Source organism: Streptomyces sp. NPDC056161, from assembly GCF_042268025.1.
In the GTDB taxonomy this organism is placed as follows: Bacteria; Actinomycetota; Actinomycetes; order Streptomycetales; family Streptomycetaceae; genus Streptomyces.
On record NZ_JBHJUV010000005.1, the window covers coordinates 195,363 to 215,121 of the forward strand.

Sequence of the window (19,759 nt, forward strand, 5' to 3'; positions counted from 1 at the left end):
TTCACAGTCCGGCCTTCTTCGAGGTCAGTCGCATGAACCCGAAGCTCAAGACGAAGGTGATGACGGCGATGACCACGGAGATCGCCGCGGCCTGCTGGTAGTTGTTCCCGGAGGCCACCGCGTAGGCCAGCATGTTCGGCGTGAACGTGCTGGAGATGTTCGACGAGATCTGGCGCAGCACGGCGGGCTCGGCGTACAGCTGCAGCGTGCCGATGATCGAGAAGACGGTGGTGAGGACGATCGACGGGGCGATGATCGGTACCTTGATCCGCCACGCGATCTTCCAGTTGCTCGCACCGTCGAGCTTTGCGGCCTCGTAGATCTCCTGCGGGATCCCCTGGAGCGCCGAGAACATGATCAGCATGTTGTAGCCGGTCCAGAGCCAGGTGGAGACGTTCGCCGCCGACCACAGCACCGCGCCCGGGCCCAGGAAGTCGGGATGCAGACCGACGCCCTGGAGGATGTCCACGACCGGGCTGAGCTGCGGCGAGTAGAGGAACGACCACATGATCGCGGCGATGACACCGGGCACCGCGTACGGCATGAACGCCGTGACGCGGAAGAACGACTTGATCTTCAGCAGGGGGCTGTCGAGCAGCAGCGCCATGATCAGCCCGACGAACAGCATGACCGGCACCTGCACGATGCCGAACAGTCCGATACGGCCGATGCTGGACCAGAACTCGGAGTTGTGGAAGACCTGCGAGTACTGCTCGAACCCGCCGAAGGTCGTGTATGACGTGCCGTACTGCCCGCCGGAGCGGCGCACCACGCGGAAGCTCTGCCAGAGCGCGTAGACGATCGGCACGAGGTAGAACAGGACGAACGGGAGGAAGAACGGGGTCAGGAACGCGGTGATGGTGCCCGCCCGGGGGCCGCCGCCGTTGAGACGACGACGGCGGCCCCTGTGCGACGCCACGCGGGTTGCGCGATGGGTGATGTCGGTCATGCCGCGGTCACTTGCCCGCCGCTGCCGGGATCGCCTGGTCCTTCATCGACTTCAGCGCGGAGTTCTGCGCGGCCGTGAGCGCGTCGCTGAGCGTGCCGCTGCCGGCCGCCGCCTTGGCCAGTGCGTCCTGGAGCGTCAGGTTCACCGTCTTCTGCGTGGGACCCCAGGCGAAGTTGGTGTCGATCTTCTTGGAGGACTCGGCGAAGACGTCGAAGATCTTCTGGTTGTTGTAGAAGGGAACCCCCTTCGACAGCTCGGGAAGCTTCAGGCCGTCGGTGGCCGCCGGGTAGAGACCGCCGAGCTTGTTCTCCAGCGCGAGGGCTTCCGGGTCGGTGTTCAGCCAGGTGTTGAACTTGACCGACTCGTACAGGTGCTTGTTGCCCTTCATGAACGCGACGGTGGACCCGCCCCAGTCACCGGACGCGCCGTTCGTGCCCCACGTCGGCATCGGGACGACGGACCACTTGCCGGACTGGCTGGGCAGGTTGTCGCGCAGCATGCTGTAGCCCCAGGCGGCACCGACGTAGGTGGCGATCTGGTTCTTCTGGTACGCCGCGTACATCTGGGTCGAACCGTTGGCGAGGTCCGTGCGGACCAGCTTGTCGGAGATCAGCTTCTGCCAGTAGTCCGCGACCTGCTTGCTCTGGTCCGACACGACCGAGACCTGCCACTTGTCGCCGGAGTACTTGTACATCTCGGCGTTGTTCTGCCAGAGGAGCCCGTTGAACCACTCGGCGTTGTTCGGGTCGAAGAACGTGATGGTGAGGCTCGGGTCGGCCTTGTGCAGCTTCTGCGCCGCCGCCTGGTACTCGACCCAGGTCTTGGGGACCGCTATGCCGTACTTCTTGAAGATGTCGGAGCGCACGTACAGGGCCATCGGGCCGGTGTCCTGCGGCATGGCGAACACGCCGGTGTCGCCGAAGCTGGTCTGCGACCAGGTCCACGGGACGAACTTCGACTTGGCGGCGGTCGCCTCCTTGCAGGCCGAGGCGTCGACGAAGGCGCCCTGGGTACGCAGGCTGGGCAGCTCGTCATAGCCGACCTGGGCCAGCTCCGGCGCCTTGTTCGCCTTGAGGGCGTTGCTGATGGTGCCGTACTGGTCGTTCGAGATGTTCTTCATCTCGACCTGGATGTCCGGGTTCTTCTTGTTCCACAGGTCGACGACCTTGTCCATGCCCGGAACGGTGTTCCAGTACTGCAGGGTGACCTTGCCCTTCGAGGGCTCGCAGGAGGCCGCGGCGGAATCCTTACCCGATGAAGCGGGGGACGACGAGCATCCGGCGAGTACGGCAATACTGGCTGCCGCGGCGACGGCAAGGCGGATGCGCGTGACTGTGCTGCTCATATCTTCCGTTCCAGAGAACGACTAGCGGTGGTGCTAGACGGGTCGACGTTGACACCTCGGGCGATATGCCTTCTGGTTGGAATGGACGAGACGCAACGGGCGTCGGCACGGCGGTCGAACACCGTGGCGCTTCGTTGGCCCTGTCATGTATTTTTTGGTCCGTGAGCGTTCCCGTGAACGTTCACGTGAGCGCTCACGAATTGTGGTGAAGTGTTCGGAAGTGTGCGCTCCGGTGCGGTCGAGTGTCAAGACTTTCGGGTCAAACAGGATTCGGGCAGGTTACGCGGAACCGCCGGGCAGCAGTTCGGGCCGGACTCCGGGACCGCTGGGGGTGAGCAGACTCATAGCTGGTCAGCGGGTGTACGAGCGGCTCTGCGGGAAGCCCGCCCGGCTGCCTCGCACTGGGCGAGACATGCCTCACTCCGGGGCTGAGGCATACTCGGACCGCCGCGACGCAGCTGTGTCGTCTGATGTGTGGAGGTGAGCGATAGTGCCGTCCGGGACCGAGTCCCGCAGGGTGACGATCCATGACGTCGCCCGCGCTGCCGGTGTGTCCCGGCAGACCGTGTCACGTGCGCTGAACGACAAGGGGGAGATCGACCGTTCCACCAAGCAGCGCGTGCTCGACGCGGCCCTGGCCCTCGGATACCGGCCGAGCCGGTTCGCCCGGGGCCTGGTGCGCCAGGACACGATCACCGTCGGCCTGGTGATCCCCGACCTGCTCAACCCGTTCTTCACCGAGGTCGCCCACGCGGCCCTGGAAGCGGCCAGGGCCCGCGGCTGGCATGTCGTCGTCTACGACACCGCGGACAGCGCACAGGAGGAGTTCGGCACACTCCAGGTGATCGCCTCGCAGGTGGACGCCGTGGTCGGCTACTTCAGCCGGTCCGAGGGCGAGATCGAACGGCTCGCCCGGGGGCTGCCGGTCGTACTCATCGACCGAGAGGGCGACGCCGAACGGTTCAGCTCCATCCGGATCGACGGGCGCGACGGAGTCAGGGCGGCGATCTCGTACCTCGTCGAGGCCGGCCATCGGCACATCGGCATGCTCGACCACGCCGCTCGGGCCGAGCCGAGCGTGCGCCACGCCTGGTTCGCCGACGCGATGGCCGCCTGCGGACTCGGTGCCGGCCCGGTGTGCCGCGCCGACCAGAGCGTGGAAGGCGGTGACCTCGCACTGGAACGCCTGCTCACCGAGCATCCCGAGGTCACCGCCGTCTTCACCTTCAACGACGTCATCGCCATCGGCGCGCTGCGCGGCGCGCGCCGGATCGGCCGCAAGGTTCCCCGGGACCTGGCCGTGATCGGCTTCGACGGAGTGGGCCTCGGCACGCTCGTCGAGCCCCAGTTGTCGAGTGTGGCGCTCGACACCCGCAGGCTCGGGGCTCTCGCCGTCGAACAGGCCGCCCGCCTGCTCACCGGCAGCGACCCGCTCAGTCCCGAGGACCTGGTGACCCGGGCGGAACTGCGGCTGCGCGAGTCCGCGTAGCGTCACCCGGCGAATCCGGCCCGCCCGCCGCGGTCCTCCGCCGGTGCCGCGCCCTGATCGACCGCGCGGGCCCCCTCGCCCGCGCGGTCATCACGGTCGGTGTGAGTCAGACCCGGCGGAGAAGACACCACACATCCTCACTGTCAGTCCTCCTCCATCAGGTCCAGGTCCGGCGGCACCAGCGTCGTCGATTCCACCAGGCCCTTGAGGAGGTTGTGCAACAGGCTGTTGTCCGAGGGCCGGCCGGCCGACGTGTCGTGCATCAGCGGGTAGGGGAATCCGGTGCCGTGCAGGCGCCGGCGCACCGCCTCGATGCGGTACTCGATCTTGCGTTCGCTCCAGCCCGCCCCGGGGCACAGGTAGCCGAGCTGCTCGGCGGCCCGGCCGTAGCTCAGCGGACGCGGCTCCTCCTCGTACAGCAGGTAGCGCTGGCCCAGCACCACCAGCAGCAGCCGCTCGTCCTCCGCCAGCGGCCAGCGGTCGGGTGCCATGGTGTCGGCCCGGCGACGGGAGACCAGGCCCGGGTCGTCGTGGCCCGTCACGTACAGCTCGACCAGGTGCTCGCGGTAACCGGAGCCCTTCACGAACAGTGGGGTGTACCCCGGTGCGAGCGGTACCGGCTCGCTGCTGCTGTGCACCATCCGACCGCGCGGCAACCGCAGCAACTGCTGCCCGGTGTTCGTGAGCCACCACTGCCGTCTGCGGTACGTCAGCTCGCCGTGTCGTCGGCTGACCCGCAGGTCGTCCACACCGACGCCCAGGTCGACGTCCGGTTCCTCGCCCCGGCCGAAGCAGATCGTCAGCCCCGGCCGCGGCCTGACCCGGAGGCCGCCGGTGACGGTGCGGGCGTGCAGGGTGCCGGGTCCCGCGGGGGCGACACCGCGCGCCAGGCTGTCGTCGGAGAAGTGCATCGCGGTCTCCTCAGGTGGTGGCCCCAGGGCCTGTCCCCGGGTGACGCGAGTACGCCCCGCCAGGGTGCGCCGCTGTGTTCGGGACCCGTCCCCACGGTGTGCCCCTAGAAAGGCCGTGGAACGGACAGACCGTGAAAGGCCCGTGCGGTACGGGCGACGGGCGGACGGTGAGGAGCACAGCGATGGGGATCGGCGCACAGCGGGGTGTCCTGGCCGTGGTCGGGCTCGGTACGGCCGTGGTCCTCGCGGGCTGCGGGTCGGGGGACGCGGGCTCGGGGCACGGCGGCTCGGCACAGGGGTCCGAGCCGCCGTCCCCGTCCGCAGCCGCCTCGTCCACCTCACCGGCATCGTCCGCCTCGTCCGTCTCTCCGACCGCCGCGCCGTCCGTCTCCCGGCCCGCCGCCGCTTCCCGCTCCGTCCCGCCGGCCGGTGCCCGGAGAACCGACGACGGCAGCGACGTCGCCGCCTGCTTCGACGGGCGCTGCGAGGTCCGGGTGACCGGGCAGCCGACGCGCATCCCGGTCGACGACCGGTTCGGTGTCGGTTCGCTGGAGGTCACGAGCATCACGGCGCGCTCGGTGGTGGTCCAGGCATCGGGCGGCGGGGTGTTCCTGTCCACCTCGGTGGGCGAGGGCGGAACCGGCAGCCTGAACGGGCTGAGCTTCCGGGTGGCGGAACTCCACGACGGGCAGGCCGTCCTCGACTTCTTCCCGAAGAAATAGCCCCTTCCGGTCACCGCGCTAGGCCCGCGGGAGCCGGGCGACCACCGCGGTGGCCAACTGCGTGGCCAGCCCGCGCAGCTGTGCCGCGGAGGGATCGCCGCCCACCGTCAACTCCACCGTCTCGACCGCCGCGTCGCCGCCGATGTCGGTGAAGGAACGGTGGGCGACGCTGATCAGGCAGGTGCGGTCGCCGTCCGCGTCCGGCTCGACCACGGCGGTGTGTCCGCCGATACGGGTGAGCGCACCGTCGGACGCGCTGAGGGGCCGGCCGCGGTCGAAGCGCAGGCCCACCCAGAGCGGGCCGGTGGTGCTGTGCCACTGGCAGCCCCAGCTGCCGAACGAGACGTCCGGATGGTCGGCATCGACACCGGGGACGGCTTCCAGGGCATGCGAGTCGAGCAGCGTGCAGGCGTCCTGGCGGATCAACGAGTCGGCAGCCGGGGGAGTACGGCGGGCGATCCGGCCGCGGTCCAGTACCCGCAGCGCGTGGTCGACGGCGGTGTCGGCCATCGTGCACAGCAGCGACCTGCCGTCGTCCTGCTGCTCGTCCCGCTTGGCCTGGACGATGACCCGGGTGCCCGGATCGGTGGCGGGCAGCAGGTCCTTGACGCACTCCTGGTCGTCCGCCGCCTCCTCGACCACGCCGACGCCGTGGACTGTCCGGGCGGGTGCGGCGAGGTCCGAGCCGTCGCCGTTCTCGAACAGGATCTCCACGTCCACGGGTTCGCCGCCGCCGGTGTCCACCAGGACGTCGCAGCGGTCGAAGTTGCCGTAGGCGGGATCCAGTTCCACCGTCCCGAACCGGCCGAACACCGACGGCTCGACCAGCGCGCACGGGTCGGCCGTACGGTGGTCACCGAAGAGGGACGCGGTGCGTGCGGCTCCTGTCGGGGTGCCGGCCGACGGTGCCGCTGTGCCACGGTCGCCGGCCAGCAGCCCGGCCACCAAGGCCGCGACCGCGCCCAGCACGACGAGAGAGCCCAGCCCGACGAGGGATCTCCGGGATCGCCCGGTCCCGGAGAGCGCGCCGAGCACCGGTCCGGCCGAGCCGCCACGCCGGACGGACGGCGGCTCCGGGACCGGTGTGCCCTCACCCGCGTCGTCCGGTGGCGGCAGTGGCTCCTGTGCCCCGGCGATCTCGGCGAGCAGCAGACGGGCCTGTTCCGCGGTCGGGCGGTGCTCGGGGTCCCGGGCCAGCATGGGCGGCAGGACGGTGCTCAACACACCGAGATCCGGGGCGAGTTCCACCTCACCGCGGGCGGCCTGCCGGGCGATCACGTACGGGTCGGCGGGCGCGGCGGTGCCGCCGGGGCGCGGCGGCCTGCCGGTCACGAGGCGGTGCAGGGTGGCGGCCAGCGAGAAGATGTCCGATGCGGGCTCGGGGCGGCCGAGAACGACTTCGGGTGCGGCGTAGTCCGGGGTGTAGCCGACGTTGTGCCTCGGGGTGATGGTCTCGGCGCCGCCGACGCGGTAAGCCGCCCCGAAATCGGCCAGTTTGGCGAGACCGTCGGGGGTGACGACGACATTGCCCGGCTTCACGTCGCCGTGCACGAGGCCCTGTGCGTGCAGTGCGGCCAGGGCGTCGGCGATCTGGGCACCGACCCGGGCGGCGCGTTCCGGCGACAGCGGGGGCCGGTTCTCCAGACTGCCCCCGGAGACGTACTCCATCACCAGCCAGGACTCGCGTCCGCCCGGTCCGCGTCCCGTCCGGCGCATCCTCGGGGCGGGCAGGCTGAGCACGTCGTGCAGGGTGACGACGTGGGGATGGCCGAAGCGGGCCAGGGCGCGGGCCTCGGCCTCCAGTCCGTCGAACGACGCGGGGTCGTCCGCCGCGAGCAGCCGTTTGAGGACGACATCGCGTGGCAGCCGCAGGTCGCGGGCGAGCCACACCTCGCCCATGCCGCCGCGCAGCGGACCTCGCGTGAGCCGGTAGCGCCCACCCATCGTCGTTCCCAGGCGCACCGGCACGACCCCTCACCCACGCTCCGCAGAACCGCTGCCTGCGGCAACCGAATGTAGTGGGTTACCGGGCAGTCACCCAGGGCCTTCACCGGATGTTCGCGTTCACTCGTGCCGCCCCCTGCCGCGCGGTCGCGCGGGTGCGGGCAGCGCGCCCCGGCGTGCCAGTCGGCGGCCCAGCACCGCCCCCGCCGCCACTCCCACCACCGCGAACCCCAGGACGGTCAGGCCCAGTGCGTTCTCCCCGGCGTCGTCGAGGGCCCCCGTGAGCACCAGTACGAGGAACAGCACGAGCCCGACCATCACCACACCGCTGCACACCACCACGCCGACCACGACACCGCGTTGCCGGTCGGTGCGCCGCCGCGTCGCGGTGATCTTCTCGGCGACCCCGGGCGACGCCACCCAGTCCGCACCGCGCAGCCGCTCCCAGAGCGCCCGCAGCTTCGCGACGTCCTCGCGCAGCGTGGCCACCGTCCTGCTGTTGAGATGCGGAAGCAGCACCCGCCGTCCGTCACGGTCGTAGAGCACGACGTACTCCGCGATCACTGAGGAGTCCACGACCGCGGACGGGTCGGAGTGGATCTCGATGGCCTGGATGTCCCGCCACGCCGTGCGGCGCGCTCCGAACGGCCGCTTCGCCGTGATGCCGTCCGGCCCGGTGAGGGTCGCCAGGCGACCGGCCCCGATCCGCATCAGCAGGAACAACAGGACCAGGAAGACCGGAAGTCCCAGCAACACCCACAACGGCGCGCCGTTGCGGGACAGTTGGGCCAGGCCGGCGGTGATCCCGACCAGCCCCGTACTGGGTAGGGCCAGCCCGCCCACGCACCCGGACGGGGCCCGGTATTCGGGGAAGTGCGCGTCCTCGTCAATGGTCATCGTCCCTCGCTCGCCCTCGATCACCCGTCCGCACTCCGCCCGGCCGGCCGGTGCGCGGCAGCACCGTAGGAGCGGGCGCCCGGGAGGGGTCCCGGCGCGAGTGGCCGACACCGGTGCGGGGCAGCCGGTGCACGAGAAGGAGAAACACCCGGTAGGGGAGGTCGAGTTCGCCCACCGCAATTCATCATTTCATCGCGTTGTCGCGTTTTAGGCCGTCCTGGTGCCTTATCCCGGTGGGTGAACTCCTGCCGTCGAACGGCGAATGCCTGACCGCACCGTGAACCCGACGGCTGTGCCCGGTCGCCAGGTCGCCCACAGGATCCGTGCATAGCGAATGGGACTGCTGAAACGTCCCTGGATTCTTCACTCCTGAGCGTGAAATTCTTCCCTATTTCGAGGGATGGATCTCGGCATTCTGCGGCTTCTTGGGGATTACCTGGGTGCGAAGGTCTGGGGGTCCGCATGAGGCAGTGGGCTGCTGCCGTCCGCAAGGCGGCGATCAACGGTACGTGCGCCATCGCGTGCTTGGTGATGCTCGTCCTCGTCCACGGCGCCCTCAGCGTCGGACCCGCTCGCCTGGACGTCACCTCCGTCGGCCGGACGGTCCTCGAAACACCGACGGCCGTGCCCGCGGTGGAACGCGTCGAACTGCGCTCCAGCGGCTCCGAGCACGGTGCTCAGACACCGTCGCATCCGCAGCACTGGGTCGTCCGCACGTCGGTGCACAGCCCGAGTGCCCCGGTCGTCACCGACACCCCGGCCACGCTCGCCACGCTCCTGCCGCCCGAGAACGCCCCACCGGGCCTTGCCTCGGCGGATGTCCGCGAGCCGTTCCAGCGGAGTGCCCTCCTGCGCTGCTGACCGGGCCCGGCCCGCGCCCCTGGATCCCCCGGCGGCTCCCGGGGGCGCGCGGCCTGCCGCCCACAGCAACTCCCCACACAGGAAGAGCACCCCCATGCCGTACGACAGCTATGCCGTCATCCGCGCGCTGGTGCGCGCCGAAGTCGCCCGCACCGCGATCGTCGCCGCCAAGAAACCCCTTGAGCCCGCGTCGGCTCCGGAGAAGGAACCGCCCGTGTCCTCAGCGTCCCCCGACACCGACGACACGCCGGTGCCTCTTTCCGGCAGGGTGGCGTCCTGAGGGACCGGGCTCGATCCGCCGTGCCGGACTCCGGCGGGCGCAGAAGCGGTCGGTCATGGCGGCCGTCGCGCGTGTGAACCGTCGAAGGCCGTTTGTGCCGCGCATTGTGTACGGCACACTCCCCTCCCCGGCCTTCGGCGGTTCGCGCCGCGGAACCGGCGGAAACGATCGCTGAATTGCGGGTGCCGCGGACATCCGGGTGATCTCGCCGTGATCTCGGGGTGATCTCGCGCTGTTTCCCTTCACCTGTCCGCGTCGCCGGATCCGTCCGGCTCGCCTTTGCGGCGGGCGGCAACCGGCGCCACCGTGGTCTGCGGGAAAGCGACGCGCGGTGGACGGCGCCACCGCCGGTACGCCACACCGGACTTTCCGGGCCGGCGTATGTGACCATGGCGCGCGACCGCACACTGAAGGGCAACTCAAGATCATGCGTATGACGACGTTGGGCAGGAGCGGACTGCGGGTGTCGAGGATCGCCTTCGGCACCTGGCAGTTGGGCGGCGACTGGGGCTCCTTCGACGAGGAGACGGCGACCCGCGCCATCCGGCAGGCCCGGGAACTGGGCGTGAACCTCTTCGACACCGCTCAGGCGTACGGCTTCGGCCGCTCCGAGGCGCTGCTCGGACGAGCGCTGCGGGAAGAACTCAAGCGGGACCGGGACTCGGTGCTGATCGCCACCAAGGGCGGGGTCCGTCCCGGTGGCGACCGGCCGCGCGACGCCGGCCGGGCCTTTCTGCGGCAGGGCGTGGAGGACAGCCTGCGCCATCTGGGCGTCGAGTACATCGACCTCTATCAGGTGCACTGGCCGGACGCCGACACGCCGGCCGAAGAGACCGCGGGGGCGCTCCAGGAACTGGTGGACGAGGGCAAGATCCGCCATGCCGGCGTCTCCAACTACGACACCGGGCAACTGACGGCCTTCGACGCCGTCCGGCCGGCGGAGACCCTTCAGCCGCCGTACCACCTCTTCCGCCGGCACATCGAGGCCGACCCGATGCCGTACTGCCGGGCGCACGACATCGGCGTACTGGTCTACAGCCCCATGGGCAGCGGCCTGCTCACCGGCGCCCTCACCCCGGACTCCACCTTCGCCCCGGACGACTGGCGGTCGCGGTCGACCGCCTTCACCGGTGAGAACCTGCGGCACAACCTGCGGATCGTCGACCGGCTGAAGGCGTTCGCGGCGGACCGGGGCGTCACGGTCGGTCAACTGGCCATCGCCTGGACCCTGGCCAAGCCCGGTGTGCACGTGGCCATCGTCGGTGCCCGCAGCCCGCGGCACATCGAGGACAGCCTGGCGGCCGCCGACGTGGAGCTGACCGGCGGGGACGTCGCCGAGATCGAGCGGATCACCGCCGACGCCGTCCAGGTCGCGGGCGCCGCTCCCGAGGGCGTGGAGTAGCGGAGCGACACCGGCACGGCGAGCGCCGTCGTCGCACCCGCCCGTGCCGGGGGATGCCGACGGCGGCGGACTCGGGGAGCGGCGTTCAGTGCGCGTGTCCGGACCGGGTCTCCTCCGGCGCGGTGGATTCCGTCCCGGAGACGTCCGGCTGCTTCGCCGCGGCATCCGTCCGCACGGTGAACGCGGCGGTGTGGACCGCGCCGTCGTGCTTGAAGTCCAGGAACAGCCGGTAGGTGCCCGCGCTGGGCGCCGTGGCGGTGAAGGAGATGTCCGGGCCCGGCTGGGTCTTCCCGTCGCCGGGCTCGCCGTTCGGGTGTACGTGCAGATAGGCGAGGTCACCGGAGCGCAGTGCCACCAAGTGGCCGTAGGCGCCGAGGTAGGGCTGGAGGTCGCGGACCGGCCTGCCCTGCCTCGTCACGGTCAGCGTCACCTCGCTCGCCCGAGCGGGTGTCAGCTCGCCGTCAAGGCGCACCTCGTACCCGTCGACGGTGGCCGTGGGGCTCGGTGCGGGGAGCGGAGCGGGGGCGTACGCGCCCGTCGCGGTGAGGTCCGCGCCGAGGGTGAGTCCGTCGCCGCCGCGGGGGGTGAAGTCGGCGAAGACCCGGTACGCGCCGGCCTCGGGCAGGGTCACGGGCGTCGACCAGGTCCCGTCGGCCGCGCGCGAAGGGTGCAGGTGCCGGAAGGTCGTCAGGTCCCGCGAGGCGATGATCAGGTGCAGTTCCTTGGTGTGCTCCTGCTGATAGTCGGTCAGCGCCCGTCCGCTCGCGTCCTTCAGGACCGCGAACCGCAGCTCGGTCGTCCTCCCTGCCTCGACGACCGGCGTCCTCAGGTCCAGGGTGTAGCCCGCCTCGGATATCTGCAGTCCGCCGGGAAGCGCCGCCGACGCCTGTGCCGCACTGCCGTGTTCGCCGTGCGAGGTGTCCGTGTGCTGGTCGTGTGCCGCGCTGTCGGCCTTGGGGGAGATCTCGCCGATGCCGCTGCCCACGCCGTAGGCGGTGCCGAACGTGGCGGCGAGCGCGGCGGCGAAGACGGTGATCCGCAGCCCGGTGTTCATGGTCACTCCTGGTCTCCTGATGTGCCGCTGTGGGCGGTTCGACGCCCATCAACATACCCCCGGGGGGTAGAAAGTCAAGTCGGTGAGCCGTATCGGGCGTATACAGGTAGGGGGTATGTCGGAGGCTGTCGCGACCGACGCCCGCGCAAGGGGTGGGCACATCCGCTCCCGCGAGGGGTGGGCACATCCGCTCCCGCGAGGCGTGGACACACCCGCTCCCGGTCCCGGGCCCGCGCGCGGTGGTGGGGCGGGGGCGGAGGACGGATCGGCGGGCGGTCCGGCCGGGGCGCCGGCTCGGCCGTCCCGGTTCGGCCCCGTCGTCCGCGTCCTGACCGCGAGCCGGGGGGAGAGAGGCGTGGGATGTCCGGTCGCGCCGGACGTGGCGCTGTGAGTACGGGGGCGCCTGGGCCGCTTCCGGTCCGGTGCCCTCCCCGGGTCTGTTTCCGGGTCGGGAGGAATCCTCCGTCGGCTATGGACCGGAGCGACCTGTTCATCTACTGTCTAGACATGCCTGGACAGGTACACAAGCATCACCGCATCGCACGCGTCCTCGCCGACGAGATCCGAGCCGGGGTCCACACCGACGGAAGCAGACTCCCGGGGGAGTACGCGCTGACCCAGCGGTTCGGTGTCAGCCGCACCACCCTGCGGCAGGCACTTCAGGTTCTCGGTGAGGAAGGGCTCATCTCCACCCACGCCGGGATCGGCTCCTTCGTCACCTTCGAGGGAACGCCGCTCGACAACCGCCTCGGCTGGACCCGGGCCCTGGCCGAACAGGGCACCGAGCTGACGACCGAGACCCTCCGCTTCGAGGAGGTGACGGACCCCGGACTCGCCGCCGAGCTGGGACTCGCGTCGAGTGGGTTCATCGCCCTCGACCGGGTCAGACGGCTGGCCGACGGGCCCGGCGTGTCGCTCGAACACAGCAGGGTCCCGGCCACCGGGGACCTGTCCGGGCTGCCCGAGCGCGGCCTCGACGGCGGTTCGCTCAGCCGGGCGCTGATCGCCGCGGGCCGGATCGCCGATTCCGGCGAGGGCGTGGTGTCGGTGCGCGGGCTCGACGCGGCGGAGGCCGCCGTCCTGCACCGCGCGCCCGGCGAGTCCTTCCTGCGGCTCGTCCAGGTGTACCGGGCCGCCGACGGGTCCGTCGTCGAACAGGTCACCAGCCTGCTCGACCCCGCCAGGTTTGAACTGCACGTACGCTCGGGCCGAGGAGGCCGACTGTGACCGACCGACTCGACCGCGCCCTCGGTGCCTACTACGGACTCGCCCTCGGTGACGCCCTGGGCATGCCCACACAGGTGATGTCCCGACAGGAGGTGGTCCGGGTCTACGGCACCCTCACGGGCTTCGAGCCCGCCCGCCCCGACAACCCGGTCAGCGCGGGCATGCCGGCCGGGTCCGTCACCGACGACACCGACCAGGCACTCATCGTCGGCCGGCTGATCGACGAGGGCCGCGGCCGGATCGACCCGCTGCGCCTCGCCCATGAGCTGCTCGACTGGGAGAAGGAGATGAAGGCGAAAGGTTCCTTCGATCTCCTCGGCCCGTCCACCAAGGCCGCCCTGGAGGCGGTGGCCCGCGGTGTCCCGATCCAGGAGGCCGGCAAGCAGGGCACGACGAACGGCGCCGCCATGCGCGTCACCCCGGTCGGGATCGCCTTCGCCGCCGAGCCGCTGGACACCTTCCTCGACCATGTCGTGGAGTCCTGCCAGGTCACCCATGACACCGGCATCGGGATCGCGGGCGCGGCCGCCGTCGCCGCCGCCGTCAGCACGGGCGTCGCGGGCGGCTCGCTGGACGAGGCCGTGACCGTCGCGGTGGCCGCCGCACGGGCCGGTGCCCGGCGCGGGCACTGGATCGCCGGCGCCGACATCGCGTCCCGGATCGCATGGGCGTGGGACCTGGTGCGGGATCTCCCCGAGGCCGCCGCCCTGGACCGGATCGTCGCGCTCGTCGGTACCAGCGTCGCGAGCCAGGAGTCGGTGCCCGCCGCGTTCGCGGTGCTCGCCGTGGCCGACGGCGACCCCTGGCGGGCCGGCCTGCTCGCCGCCAACCTCGGCGGCGACAGCGACACCATCGCGGCGATCGCCGGTGCGGTCGCCGGGTCGGTCACCGGGCTCTCGGGCCTGCCCGCCGAAGCCGTCCGGACCCTGCGCACCGTCAACTCCCTCGACCTGGAACCACTGACCGCCCGGCTGCTCGCACTCCGCTGAGCCGCCCGAACCCGAAGCCGGGCGGGGCCGAACCGCCTCCCGAGTCCCCGCCGCCCAACCCGGCACATCTCCCCACACCCACCACCCGCACGTCCCCACCCCGCACGTCCCCACAGCGCACGTCCCCACCCCGCAAGGAGGTTCCGTCATGGCCGTTTCGAAGACGAACGATCGCGTCGGTGCCATAGAGACAAGAGGGATCGAACCGGTCCCCGACCAGGAGCGGCATGGCCATGCCGGCCAGATGTTCTGGACCTGGTTCGCCGCCAACATCAGCATCCTCGGGCTCCCGCTCGGTGCCACCCTCGTCGCCTTCCGCGGCCTGAACATCTGGCAGGCGGTCCTCGTCGCCGCCCTCGGTTCCTTCGGTTCGTTCGCCCTGGTGGGAGTCCTGAGCCTGGCAGGCAAGAAGGGCGGTGCGCCCGCGCTCACCCTCTCCCGCGCGGTCTTCGGACAGCGCGGCAACGCCGGCCCGACGCTGATCGCCTGGATGAGCCGGGTGGGCTGGGAGACCATCTCCACCACCACCGCCGCGTACGCACTGCTCGCACTGCTGCACACCGCGTTCGGGGTCCGCCAGAACACCCCGCTCACCCTCGTCTGCCTGCTGGTCTTCATCGGCTGCACGCTGCTGATCAGCGGACTCGGCCATGCCACCATCATGTGGATCAACAAGTGGGCCACGGTCGTCTTCGGCATCCTCAACCTGGTCGTGATGGGCTTCCTCGTCGCCACCGTCGACTGGTCCAAGGTGCTGCACGTCTCGGCGGGTCCGACCAGCGGGGTGATCGCGGGGATCGGCTTCATCGCCGCGGGCACCGGAATCGGCTGGGCCAACGCAGGCGCGGACTACGCCCGCTACCTGCCCCGTGAGATCCCCGGTCGCCGGCTGATCGGCGCCTCCGCGTTCGGCGCGGGCATCCCCTTGCTGCTGCTGATCTCGCTCGGTTCCCTGCTCTCCGCGGGCGACCGGACGCTCGCCACCGCCTCCGACCCGGTCGCCGCCATCAACGCGATGCTGCCCTCCTGGATGGCGATCCCCTATCTCATCGCGGCCTTCGGCGGTCTGCTGATGTCGAACCACCTCTCCACCTACTCCGCCGGGCTGACGATGATCACCCTGGGGCTGCGCGTCCCGCGTGCCGCCGCCGTCGCCCTGGACGTGGTGGTGATGTTCGCGGGCGGCATCTACTTCATGCTGATCGCCGACGACTTCTACGGGCCGTTCTCCACCTTCCTGTCCCTGCTGGCCGTACCCATCTCGGCCTGGACCGGGGTGATCATCGTGGACTCGCTGCGCGGTCGTACGTACGACCCGGAGGCGCTGATGGACACCAGCCGCTCCAGCCGGTACTGGTTCTCGGCCGGATTCCGGCTGCCCTCCGTCCTCGGCTGGGTCGCCGCCATCGTCGCCGGTCTCCTCTTCACCAAGGCATCGACGAGCGCGACCGACGTCTGGTTCGCGGGCCCGCTCTCCAGCACCTGGCTCGGGGTGAACGGACTCGGCTGGGCGATCTCCATGGTCGTCGCCGGCGCGGTGTACGCGCTGTTCGGCGGCCGTCCCGGCGCCGCCGCGGCCGACGGCAACGAACCGGCTTCTCCGGCACTTCAGGAGGCCGGACGGTGAACGGGCGTCTGGTCCTCGCCGGGAACGTCATCGCCGATCTGGTGATCGAGGTCCCCGCGCTGCCCGAACGCGGCGGCGACGTCATCGGCACCCGCACCGAGACGACCGCGGGCGGCGGTTTCAACACCCTGGTCGCGGCCCGCCGCCTCGGCACGGAAGCGGTCTTCGCCGGGCTGCACGGCACCGGACCCTACGGCGACCTGGTACGCGCGGCGCTCGCCGCCGAGCACGTCGGGACGCTGCTGCCCGTGCGGGCGGACGGCGACACCGGGTTCACCGTCGCCCTGATCGACGGCGGCGGCGAACGCACCTTCGTCACCAGCTTCGGGGTCGAGGCCACGCTGACGCAGCCGGACGTCGAGACGGTCGCCGCGCGGCTGCGCCCCGGTGATCTGGTGCAGCTCTCCGGCTACGGGCTGGTGATGCCGGGCAACGGCCCGCTGCTCGCCCGCTTCACGGCCGGACTCCCGGCGGACATCACCGTCTGCTTCGACCCGGCGCCCCTGATCGCCGACATCCCCGAGACCGTCCTCGCGCCGGTCCTCGCCCGCGCGGACTGGCTCAGCGCCAATGCCCGCGAGGCCCGTCTGATGTCCGGGCACGAGGACCCGCGGGCCGCGGCGGCGGCACTGCGGGACCGGCTCGGCCCGGGTGCGGGCGTGATCGTACGGGCCGACAAGGACGGCTGCTGGCTGGCGGCGCCCGGCCAGGAACCGACGCATGTGGCCGGGTTCCCGGTCGACGCGGTGGACAGCAACGGCGCGGGAGACGCCCACGTCGGCTCCTTCCTGGCCCTGCTCAGCCAGGGGCACGACCCCCTGACGGCCGCCCGTGGCGCCAACGCGGCGGCGGCCTACGCCGTGGGCCGCCGGGGCCCCGCCACCGCGCCGGACCGGGCGGCGCTGGCCGCGTTCCTGGGCGAGGACCCCCTCGCGCAGCGGTTGTCCGACGGCGCCGGCAGCCGCTGAGGGCGGCGAGACGACAGCGCACACCGGACCCTCGGGCCGGCCGACGCGGCGCACGACACCTCCCGGGTCCGGCACAGGCCGTCCTCGGTCCCGCGGGCGACCGAGTCGGGACCGCCCCGGACGACGGGACGGGCTCAAGCCGCGGGGTGCAGTCCGATGTCACGGTGGATGGTGCCGAAACCCCGGTCCACCAGGAGGAATTCGGCCCGTGGCGCGTGCGCCGGGCCGGACGCGATGAGCGTGTACGCGCCGGGAGCCAGGCCGGTGATCCGGTAGCGGCCGTCGTCCGTGGAATCGACCCGGGCCTGGCGCTTGCCGAGACCGGACACCACGATGATCCACCCCTTGCAGCCGCCGGGGTGGCGCCGGCAGCGCAGGGTGCCGCTCACGGACGCGGTGGACGTGGTGGACGCGGTGGACGTGGTGGACGTGGTGGTCCGCGCGGCGGAGGGAGCCGCGTCGGTCTGCCGTCCGTGCGGCACGGCCGCGTGTTTCCCGGCCGGGGGCGGGACGCGGTCGCGGCCCGCCGTACGGTCCTCGGCGTCGCGAGCGGTACTTGCGGCTGCCGGGCCGTGGGCGTCGTCCCGGCCGGGGGCCGCGTGACGGCCTGTCGTGGTGGGCGGGTGGGCGTCGGCGCCCTGCGCGGTCGGCGCCTGGCGGTCCGACGAGAACGCGGAACCTCCCTCGGCGGCCGCGGGCGGCGTCTCCGTTGCGGCGCCCGCGCCGGCGGCGCGGGGCGTGGCGGGGACGGTGACCGTCAGGCCCCGGTCGGCGGCCAGGCTCGCCAGCACCTCGTCCATCGCGGCGAGTTCGAGCAGCGCCTTGTGCAGCCGGTCGGTCCGCGGGCCCGCGGCGGCCCGGAGCGTGGATCGCAGCTCACCGACGAGCGGGCCGACCCGCACCCACCGTCCCTTGTGCTCACCGGGCGCGACCTGCTGGTGCAGGGCGCGCAGCGACGCACCGAAGACCTCGGCGATCCGCTCGACCTGCGCGAGCGGCGACGGGGCGAGCCGGACATCGACATCCGCCGCGGCGGCCAGCCGGTGGGCGTGCCAGGTGGCCGTGCCGAGCAGCGCGAGGAGGTGTTCGTCGCGGCGGCCGCGTGCGCTCACCGGCATCCGGACCAGCGGCCGGACCACGCTCTGCACCTGATGCAGCGCGGCATCCACCGCGCGTGCCGCGCCGCGCAGCCGGACCGGGCTGGCGGGCTCCTGCCAGCGCCGCGCGACCTGCGCGATCAGTTCCTCCAGCGCCGAGAAGTACGCACGGTCGACCTCCCGCGTGATCTTGCGGGTCGAGACCGGGAAGACCACCGCCGCGCACACGGCGGCCACCGCGATGCCCAGCGCGTTGTCGAGCACCCGCTTCGCCAGCAGCGAGTCCAGCGATCCGGTGGGCTGGGCCATGCCGTACACCTGCACCAGGGCGATGACCAGGCCGGTGACGAAGTAGGCGTACCGATACGGCATGCCCCACGAGCCGAGGGCGAGCGGGACCACGATGGCCGCCAGCGTCCAGTAGACGTGCCCGGGGCCGATGACGTGGACCAGGACGATCCCGATGACCGCGCCGACGACCGTGCCCACCACCCGGTGCACGAGCCGGCGCACCCGCTCCGTCGTGGTGTTGCTCCCGGTGAGGCCGACCATCACCCCGACCAGTCCCCAGTAGGAGCGGGACGGATCGATGGCATGGGCGATCGGAAAGGTGACGGCTCCGGCGATCGTCGCCTGGAGCGGGACGCGCAGTTGGGCGATGACGCGCCGCCACACGGGGCCGTCCGACGCGCCGGCCGCGCGGGCGGCGGCGGGGCCGCTGCCGGCCGGCCGGTTCCCCTGGAGCACGACCGTCGGCTGGAACGGCACCCGTACGCGCGCGGTGGGCGAGCTCTCTCCCAGCCGCAGCCAGTTGCCCAGGGCGTCGGCGAGCGAGTCCAGCAGGGCGGCGACGCGCTGGGCCAGGGCGCGGACCTCCGCGTCGTCGGCGTCCCGGTCCGGTGCGGCGGGTGCCGTCGCGGTCATCTGCCGGATCAGCTCGGCGGCCGTGTGCAGCGAGTCGGACCGGCCGAGCGGCGCGTCACGGGCGATCACCAGGGCGAACACCACTGCCTCGCGCAGCCGGGACGACATCTGACGGCTCGTCATCCGATCGATCGCCCGGCCGATCCCCTCCAGGGCGAGTTCGGCGTCGAAGAGGTGCCGGTGCAACAGCTCCGCCATGTCCGCGTCGGCGGCCACCTCCGGCTGGGCGAGGCGGCCGTCGACGGTCAGGGTGGTGACGTTCAGCCGCTTCAGCGCGCGCCCCATCCGGCGGACCGCCGTGGCCTGGCCCGTGTGCAGGGCGGTCGCGGCGGCGTCCATGACCCTGCGTGCCTCGATGAGGAACGCGCGCTGCGTGCGCAGCAGGTCCTCGCGGGGCATGGGGAAGCAGAGCAGCAGCCGGGCGGCGAGCACGGCCACCGCGGTCACCGCGGCGACCAGGAAGATCCAGCCGCAGATGCCCAGCGGCACGACCGCGATGGAAGCGATCATGAAGCCTACGAGCAGCGCGATGCCGGTCAGCAGCCCGAACGGCGGTACGTAGCGCATCAGCAGGAATTGCAGGGCGATCGCGACCACCAGAAGGCACGTCTCCAGCGTCCGGTGGGGGTGCAGCCACGACGCGAGCGCCAGCGCCGCGGCGAAGGGGAACGGCAGCCACAGGATGGCGTTGGCCAGCCGCAGCGCCGAGTTCTCGGCGACGGCGATCGACGTGACCAGCCCCATGATGCCGCCGACCATCAGGCCGAACATGGCCGGTACGTCCACGGCGTGTGCCATCGCGTAGCCCGCCGCGAGACCGGCGGGTATCGACACCAGCGAACGCCAGCCCGCCTGCAACGCGGCCAGCCCGGGGTCGGCGGCGAGGATCCAGTCCCACCAGCGTCTCGGCCCGCCGACCCGGTCCGGGACGTGCAGGGGAGCGGGGCGGGCCGCCTCCACGGTCGCAGTGGAGTCAGCAGCTGGAGTGGACAACCGGTCTCCCAGGGGGACGCCTTGACATCTGACGGGCAGCCGTCCGCCGTATCTGCGAGCGGCATGGTGTGGTCCGGATC

The 19,759-nt window shown here is 71.7% G+C and carries 16 protein-coding genes; 9 read left to right on the plus strand and 7 right to left on the minus strand.

The window, feature by feature from the left end; translation table 11 throughout:
• Window position 1: 1 nt before the first annotated feature.
• Window positions 2-949: a carbohydrate ABC transporter permease gene (locus tag ACFC09_RS07235; RefSeq protein WP_376524635.1), complete on the minus strand. Its 948-nt coding sequence runs from the start codon at window positions 947-949 to the stop codon at window positions 2-4.
• A gap of 7 nt (window positions 950-956) precedes the next feature.
• Window positions 957-2,294 carry an ABC transporter substrate-binding protein gene (locus ACFC09_RS07240; RefSeq protein WP_376524637.1) on the minus strand — a complete coding sequence of 446 codons (1,338 nt, stop codon included), beginning with the start codon at window positions 2,292-2,294 and terminating at the stop codon, window positions 957-959.
• 490 nt (window positions 2,295-2,784) lie between these two features.
• Here ACFC09_RS07240 and ACFC09_RS07245 point away from each other — a divergent pair, with 490 nt between their 5' ends.
• Entirely contained in the window at window positions 2,785-3,783 is a 999-nt protein-coding gene (locus ACFC09_RS07245) for a LacI family DNA-binding transcriptional regulator (protein ID WP_376524639.1), read from the plus strand.
• A 143-nt stretch (window positions 3,784-3,926) separates the two neighbouring features.
• Here ACFC09_RS07245 and ACFC09_RS07250 read toward each other — a convergent pair whose 3' ends face one another.
• Window positions 3,927-4,694: an FHA domain-containing protein gene (locus ACFC09_RS07250; RefSeq protein ID WP_376524640.1), complete on the minus strand. Its 768-nt coding sequence runs from the start codon at window positions 4,692-4,694 to the stop codon at window positions 3,927-3,929.
• Between the two features lie 182 nt (window positions 4,695-4,876).
• Between ACFC09_RS07250 and ACFC09_RS07255 the strand changes: the two genes are divergently transcribed.
• The gene (locus tag ACFC09_RS07255; RefSeq protein ID WP_376524642.1) at window positions 4,877-5,416 is read left to right on the plus strand and encodes a hypothetical protein; all 540 of its coding nucleotides are present in this window, start codon (window positions 4,877-4,879) and stop codon (window positions 5,414-5,416) included.
• A gap of 18 nt (window positions 5,417-5,434) precedes the next feature.
• On the opposite strand, the gene ACFC09_RS07260 is transcribed toward ACFC09_RS07255, so the two are convergent.
• Together ACFC09_RS07260 and ACFC09_RS07265 are read right to left on the minus strand one after the other, a co-directional pair.
• Window positions 5,435-7,378 (minus strand): protein kinase, encoded by a 1,944-nt coding sequence (locus tag ACFC09_RS07260; RefSeq protein ID WP_376524644.1) that lies wholly within the window; start codon window positions 7,376-7,378, stop codon window positions 5,435-5,437.
• A 102-nt stretch (window positions 7,379-7,480) separates the two neighbouring features.
• Window positions 7,481-8,257, minus strand: a complete 777-nt coding sequence (locus ACFC09_RS07265) for a hypothetical protein (protein WP_376524646.1) — start codon at window positions 8,255-8,257, stop codon at window positions 7,481-7,483.
• Window positions 8,258-8,719: 462 nt separating this feature from the next.
• On the opposite strand from ACFC09_RS07265, the gene ACFC09_RS07270 reads away from it, so the two are divergent.
• From ACFC09_RS07270 to ACFC09_RS07280, 3 genes are all read left to right on the plus strand, one after another.
• Window positions 8,720-9,118: a hypothetical protein gene (locus ACFC09_RS07270; protein WP_376524648.1), complete on the plus strand. Its 399-nt coding sequence runs from the start codon at window positions 8,720-8,722 to the stop codon at window positions 9,116-9,118.
• Window positions 9,119-9,212: 94 nt separating this feature from the next.
• Window positions 9,213-9,398, plus strand: a complete 186-nt coding sequence (locus ACFC09_RS07275; protein WP_376524649.1) for a hypothetical protein — start codon at window positions 9,213-9,215, stop codon at window positions 9,396-9,398.
• Between the two features lie 433 nt (window positions 9,399-9,831).
• The gene (locus ACFC09_RS07280; protein ID WP_376524651.1) at window positions 9,832-10,800 is read left to right on the plus strand and encodes an aldo/keto reductase; all 969 of its coding nucleotides are present in this window, start codon (window positions 9,832-9,834) and stop codon (window positions 10,798-10,800) included.
• Window positions 10,801-10,885: 85 nt separating this feature from the next.
• Here ACFC09_RS07280 and ACFC09_RS07285 read toward each other — a convergent pair whose 3' ends face one another.
• Complete coding sequence (locus ACFC09_RS07285) at window positions 10,886-11,854, minus strand: hypothetical protein (RefSeq protein ID WP_376524653.1); 969 nt, start codon at window positions 11,852-11,854, stop codon at window positions 10,886-10,888.
• A 507-nt stretch (window positions 11,855-12,361) separates the two neighbouring features.
• On the opposite strand from ACFC09_RS07285, the gene ACFC09_RS07290 reads away from it, so the two are divergent.
• From ACFC09_RS07290 to ACFC09_RS07305, 4 genes are all read left to right on the plus strand, one after another.
• Window positions 12,362-13,081, plus strand: a complete 720-nt coding sequence (locus tag ACFC09_RS07290; RefSeq protein ID WP_376524654.1) for a GntR family transcriptional regulator — start codon at window positions 12,362-12,364, stop codon at window positions 13,079-13,081.
• Entirely contained in the window at window positions 13,078-14,070 is a 993-nt protein-coding gene (locus tag ACFC09_RS07295) for an ADP-ribosylglycohydrolase family protein (protein ID WP_376524656.1), read from the plus strand. The genes ACFC09_RS07290 and ACFC09_RS07295 overlap by 4 nt, the downstream gene beginning before the upstream one ends.
• Window positions 14,071-14,218: 148 nt before the next feature.
• Window positions 14,219-15,697, plus strand: coding sequence for a purine-cytosine permease family protein (locus ACFC09_RS07300; protein ID WP_376524658.1), 1,479 nt, complete (start codon window positions 14,219-14,221; stop codon window positions 15,695-15,697).
• A complete protein-coding gene (locus tag ACFC09_RS07305) occupies window positions 15,694-16,665 on the plus strand; it encodes a PfkB family carbohydrate kinase (RefSeq protein ID WP_376524660.1) in 972 nt (323 codons plus the stop codon). Before ACFC09_RS07300 ends, ACFC09_RS07305 begins: the two co-directional genes overlap by 4 nt.
• A 134-nt stretch (window positions 16,666-16,799) precedes the next feature.
• Here the strand turns inward: ACFC09_RS07305 and ACFC09_RS07310 are convergent, their stop codons facing one another.
• Entirely contained in the window at window positions 16,800-19,679 is a 2,880-nt protein-coding gene (locus ACFC09_RS07310; RefSeq protein WP_376524661.1) for an FUSC family protein, read from the minus strand.
• Between the last annotated feature and the right edge of the window lie 80 nt (window positions 19,680-19,759).

Coding starts and splice junctions, on each gene's coding strand:
- ACFC09_RS07235 (WP_376524635.1), bottom strand. CDS start 949: ATGACCGACATCACCCATCGCGCAACCCGCGTGGCGTCGCACAGGGGC.
- ACFC09_RS07240 (WP_376524637.1), bottom strand. CDS start 2,294: ATGAGCAGCACAGTCACGCGCATCCGCCTTGCCGTCGCCGCGGCAGCC.
- ACFC09_RS07250 (WP_376524640.1), bottom strand. CDS start 4,694: ATGCACTTCTCCGACGACAGCCTGGCGCGCGGTGTCGCCCCCGCGGGA.
- ACFC09_RS07255 (WP_376524642.1), top strand. CDS start 4,877: ATGGGGATCGGCGCACAGCGGGGTGTCCTGGCCGTGGTCGGGCTCGGT.
- ACFC09_RS07265 (WP_376524646.1), bottom strand. CDS start 8,257: ATGACCATTGACGAGGACGCGCACTTCCCCGAATACCGGGCCCCGTCC.
- ACFC09_RS07270 (WP_376524648.1), top strand. CDS start 8,720: ATGAGGCAGTGGGCTGCTGCCGTCCGCAAGGCGGCGATCAACGGTACG.
- ACFC09_RS07275 (WP_376524649.1), top strand. CDS start 9,213: ATGCCGTACGACAGCTATGCCGTCATCCGCGCGCTGGTGCGCGCCGAA.
- ACFC09_RS07280 (WP_376524651.1), top strand. CDS start 9,832: ATGACGACGTTGGGCAGGAGCGGACTGCGGGTGTCGAGGATCGCCTTC.
- ACFC09_RS07285 (WP_376524653.1), bottom strand. CDS start 11,854: ATGAACACCGGGCTGCGGATCACCGTCTTCGCCGCCGCGCTCGCCGCC.
- ACFC09_RS07290 (WP_376524654.1), top strand. CDS start 12,362: ATGCCTGGACAGGTACACAAGCATCACCGCATCGCACGCGTCCTCGCC.
- ACFC09_RS07300 (WP_376524658.1), top strand. CDS start 14,219: ATGGCCGTTTCGAAGACGAACGATCGCGTCGGTGCCATAGAGACAAGA.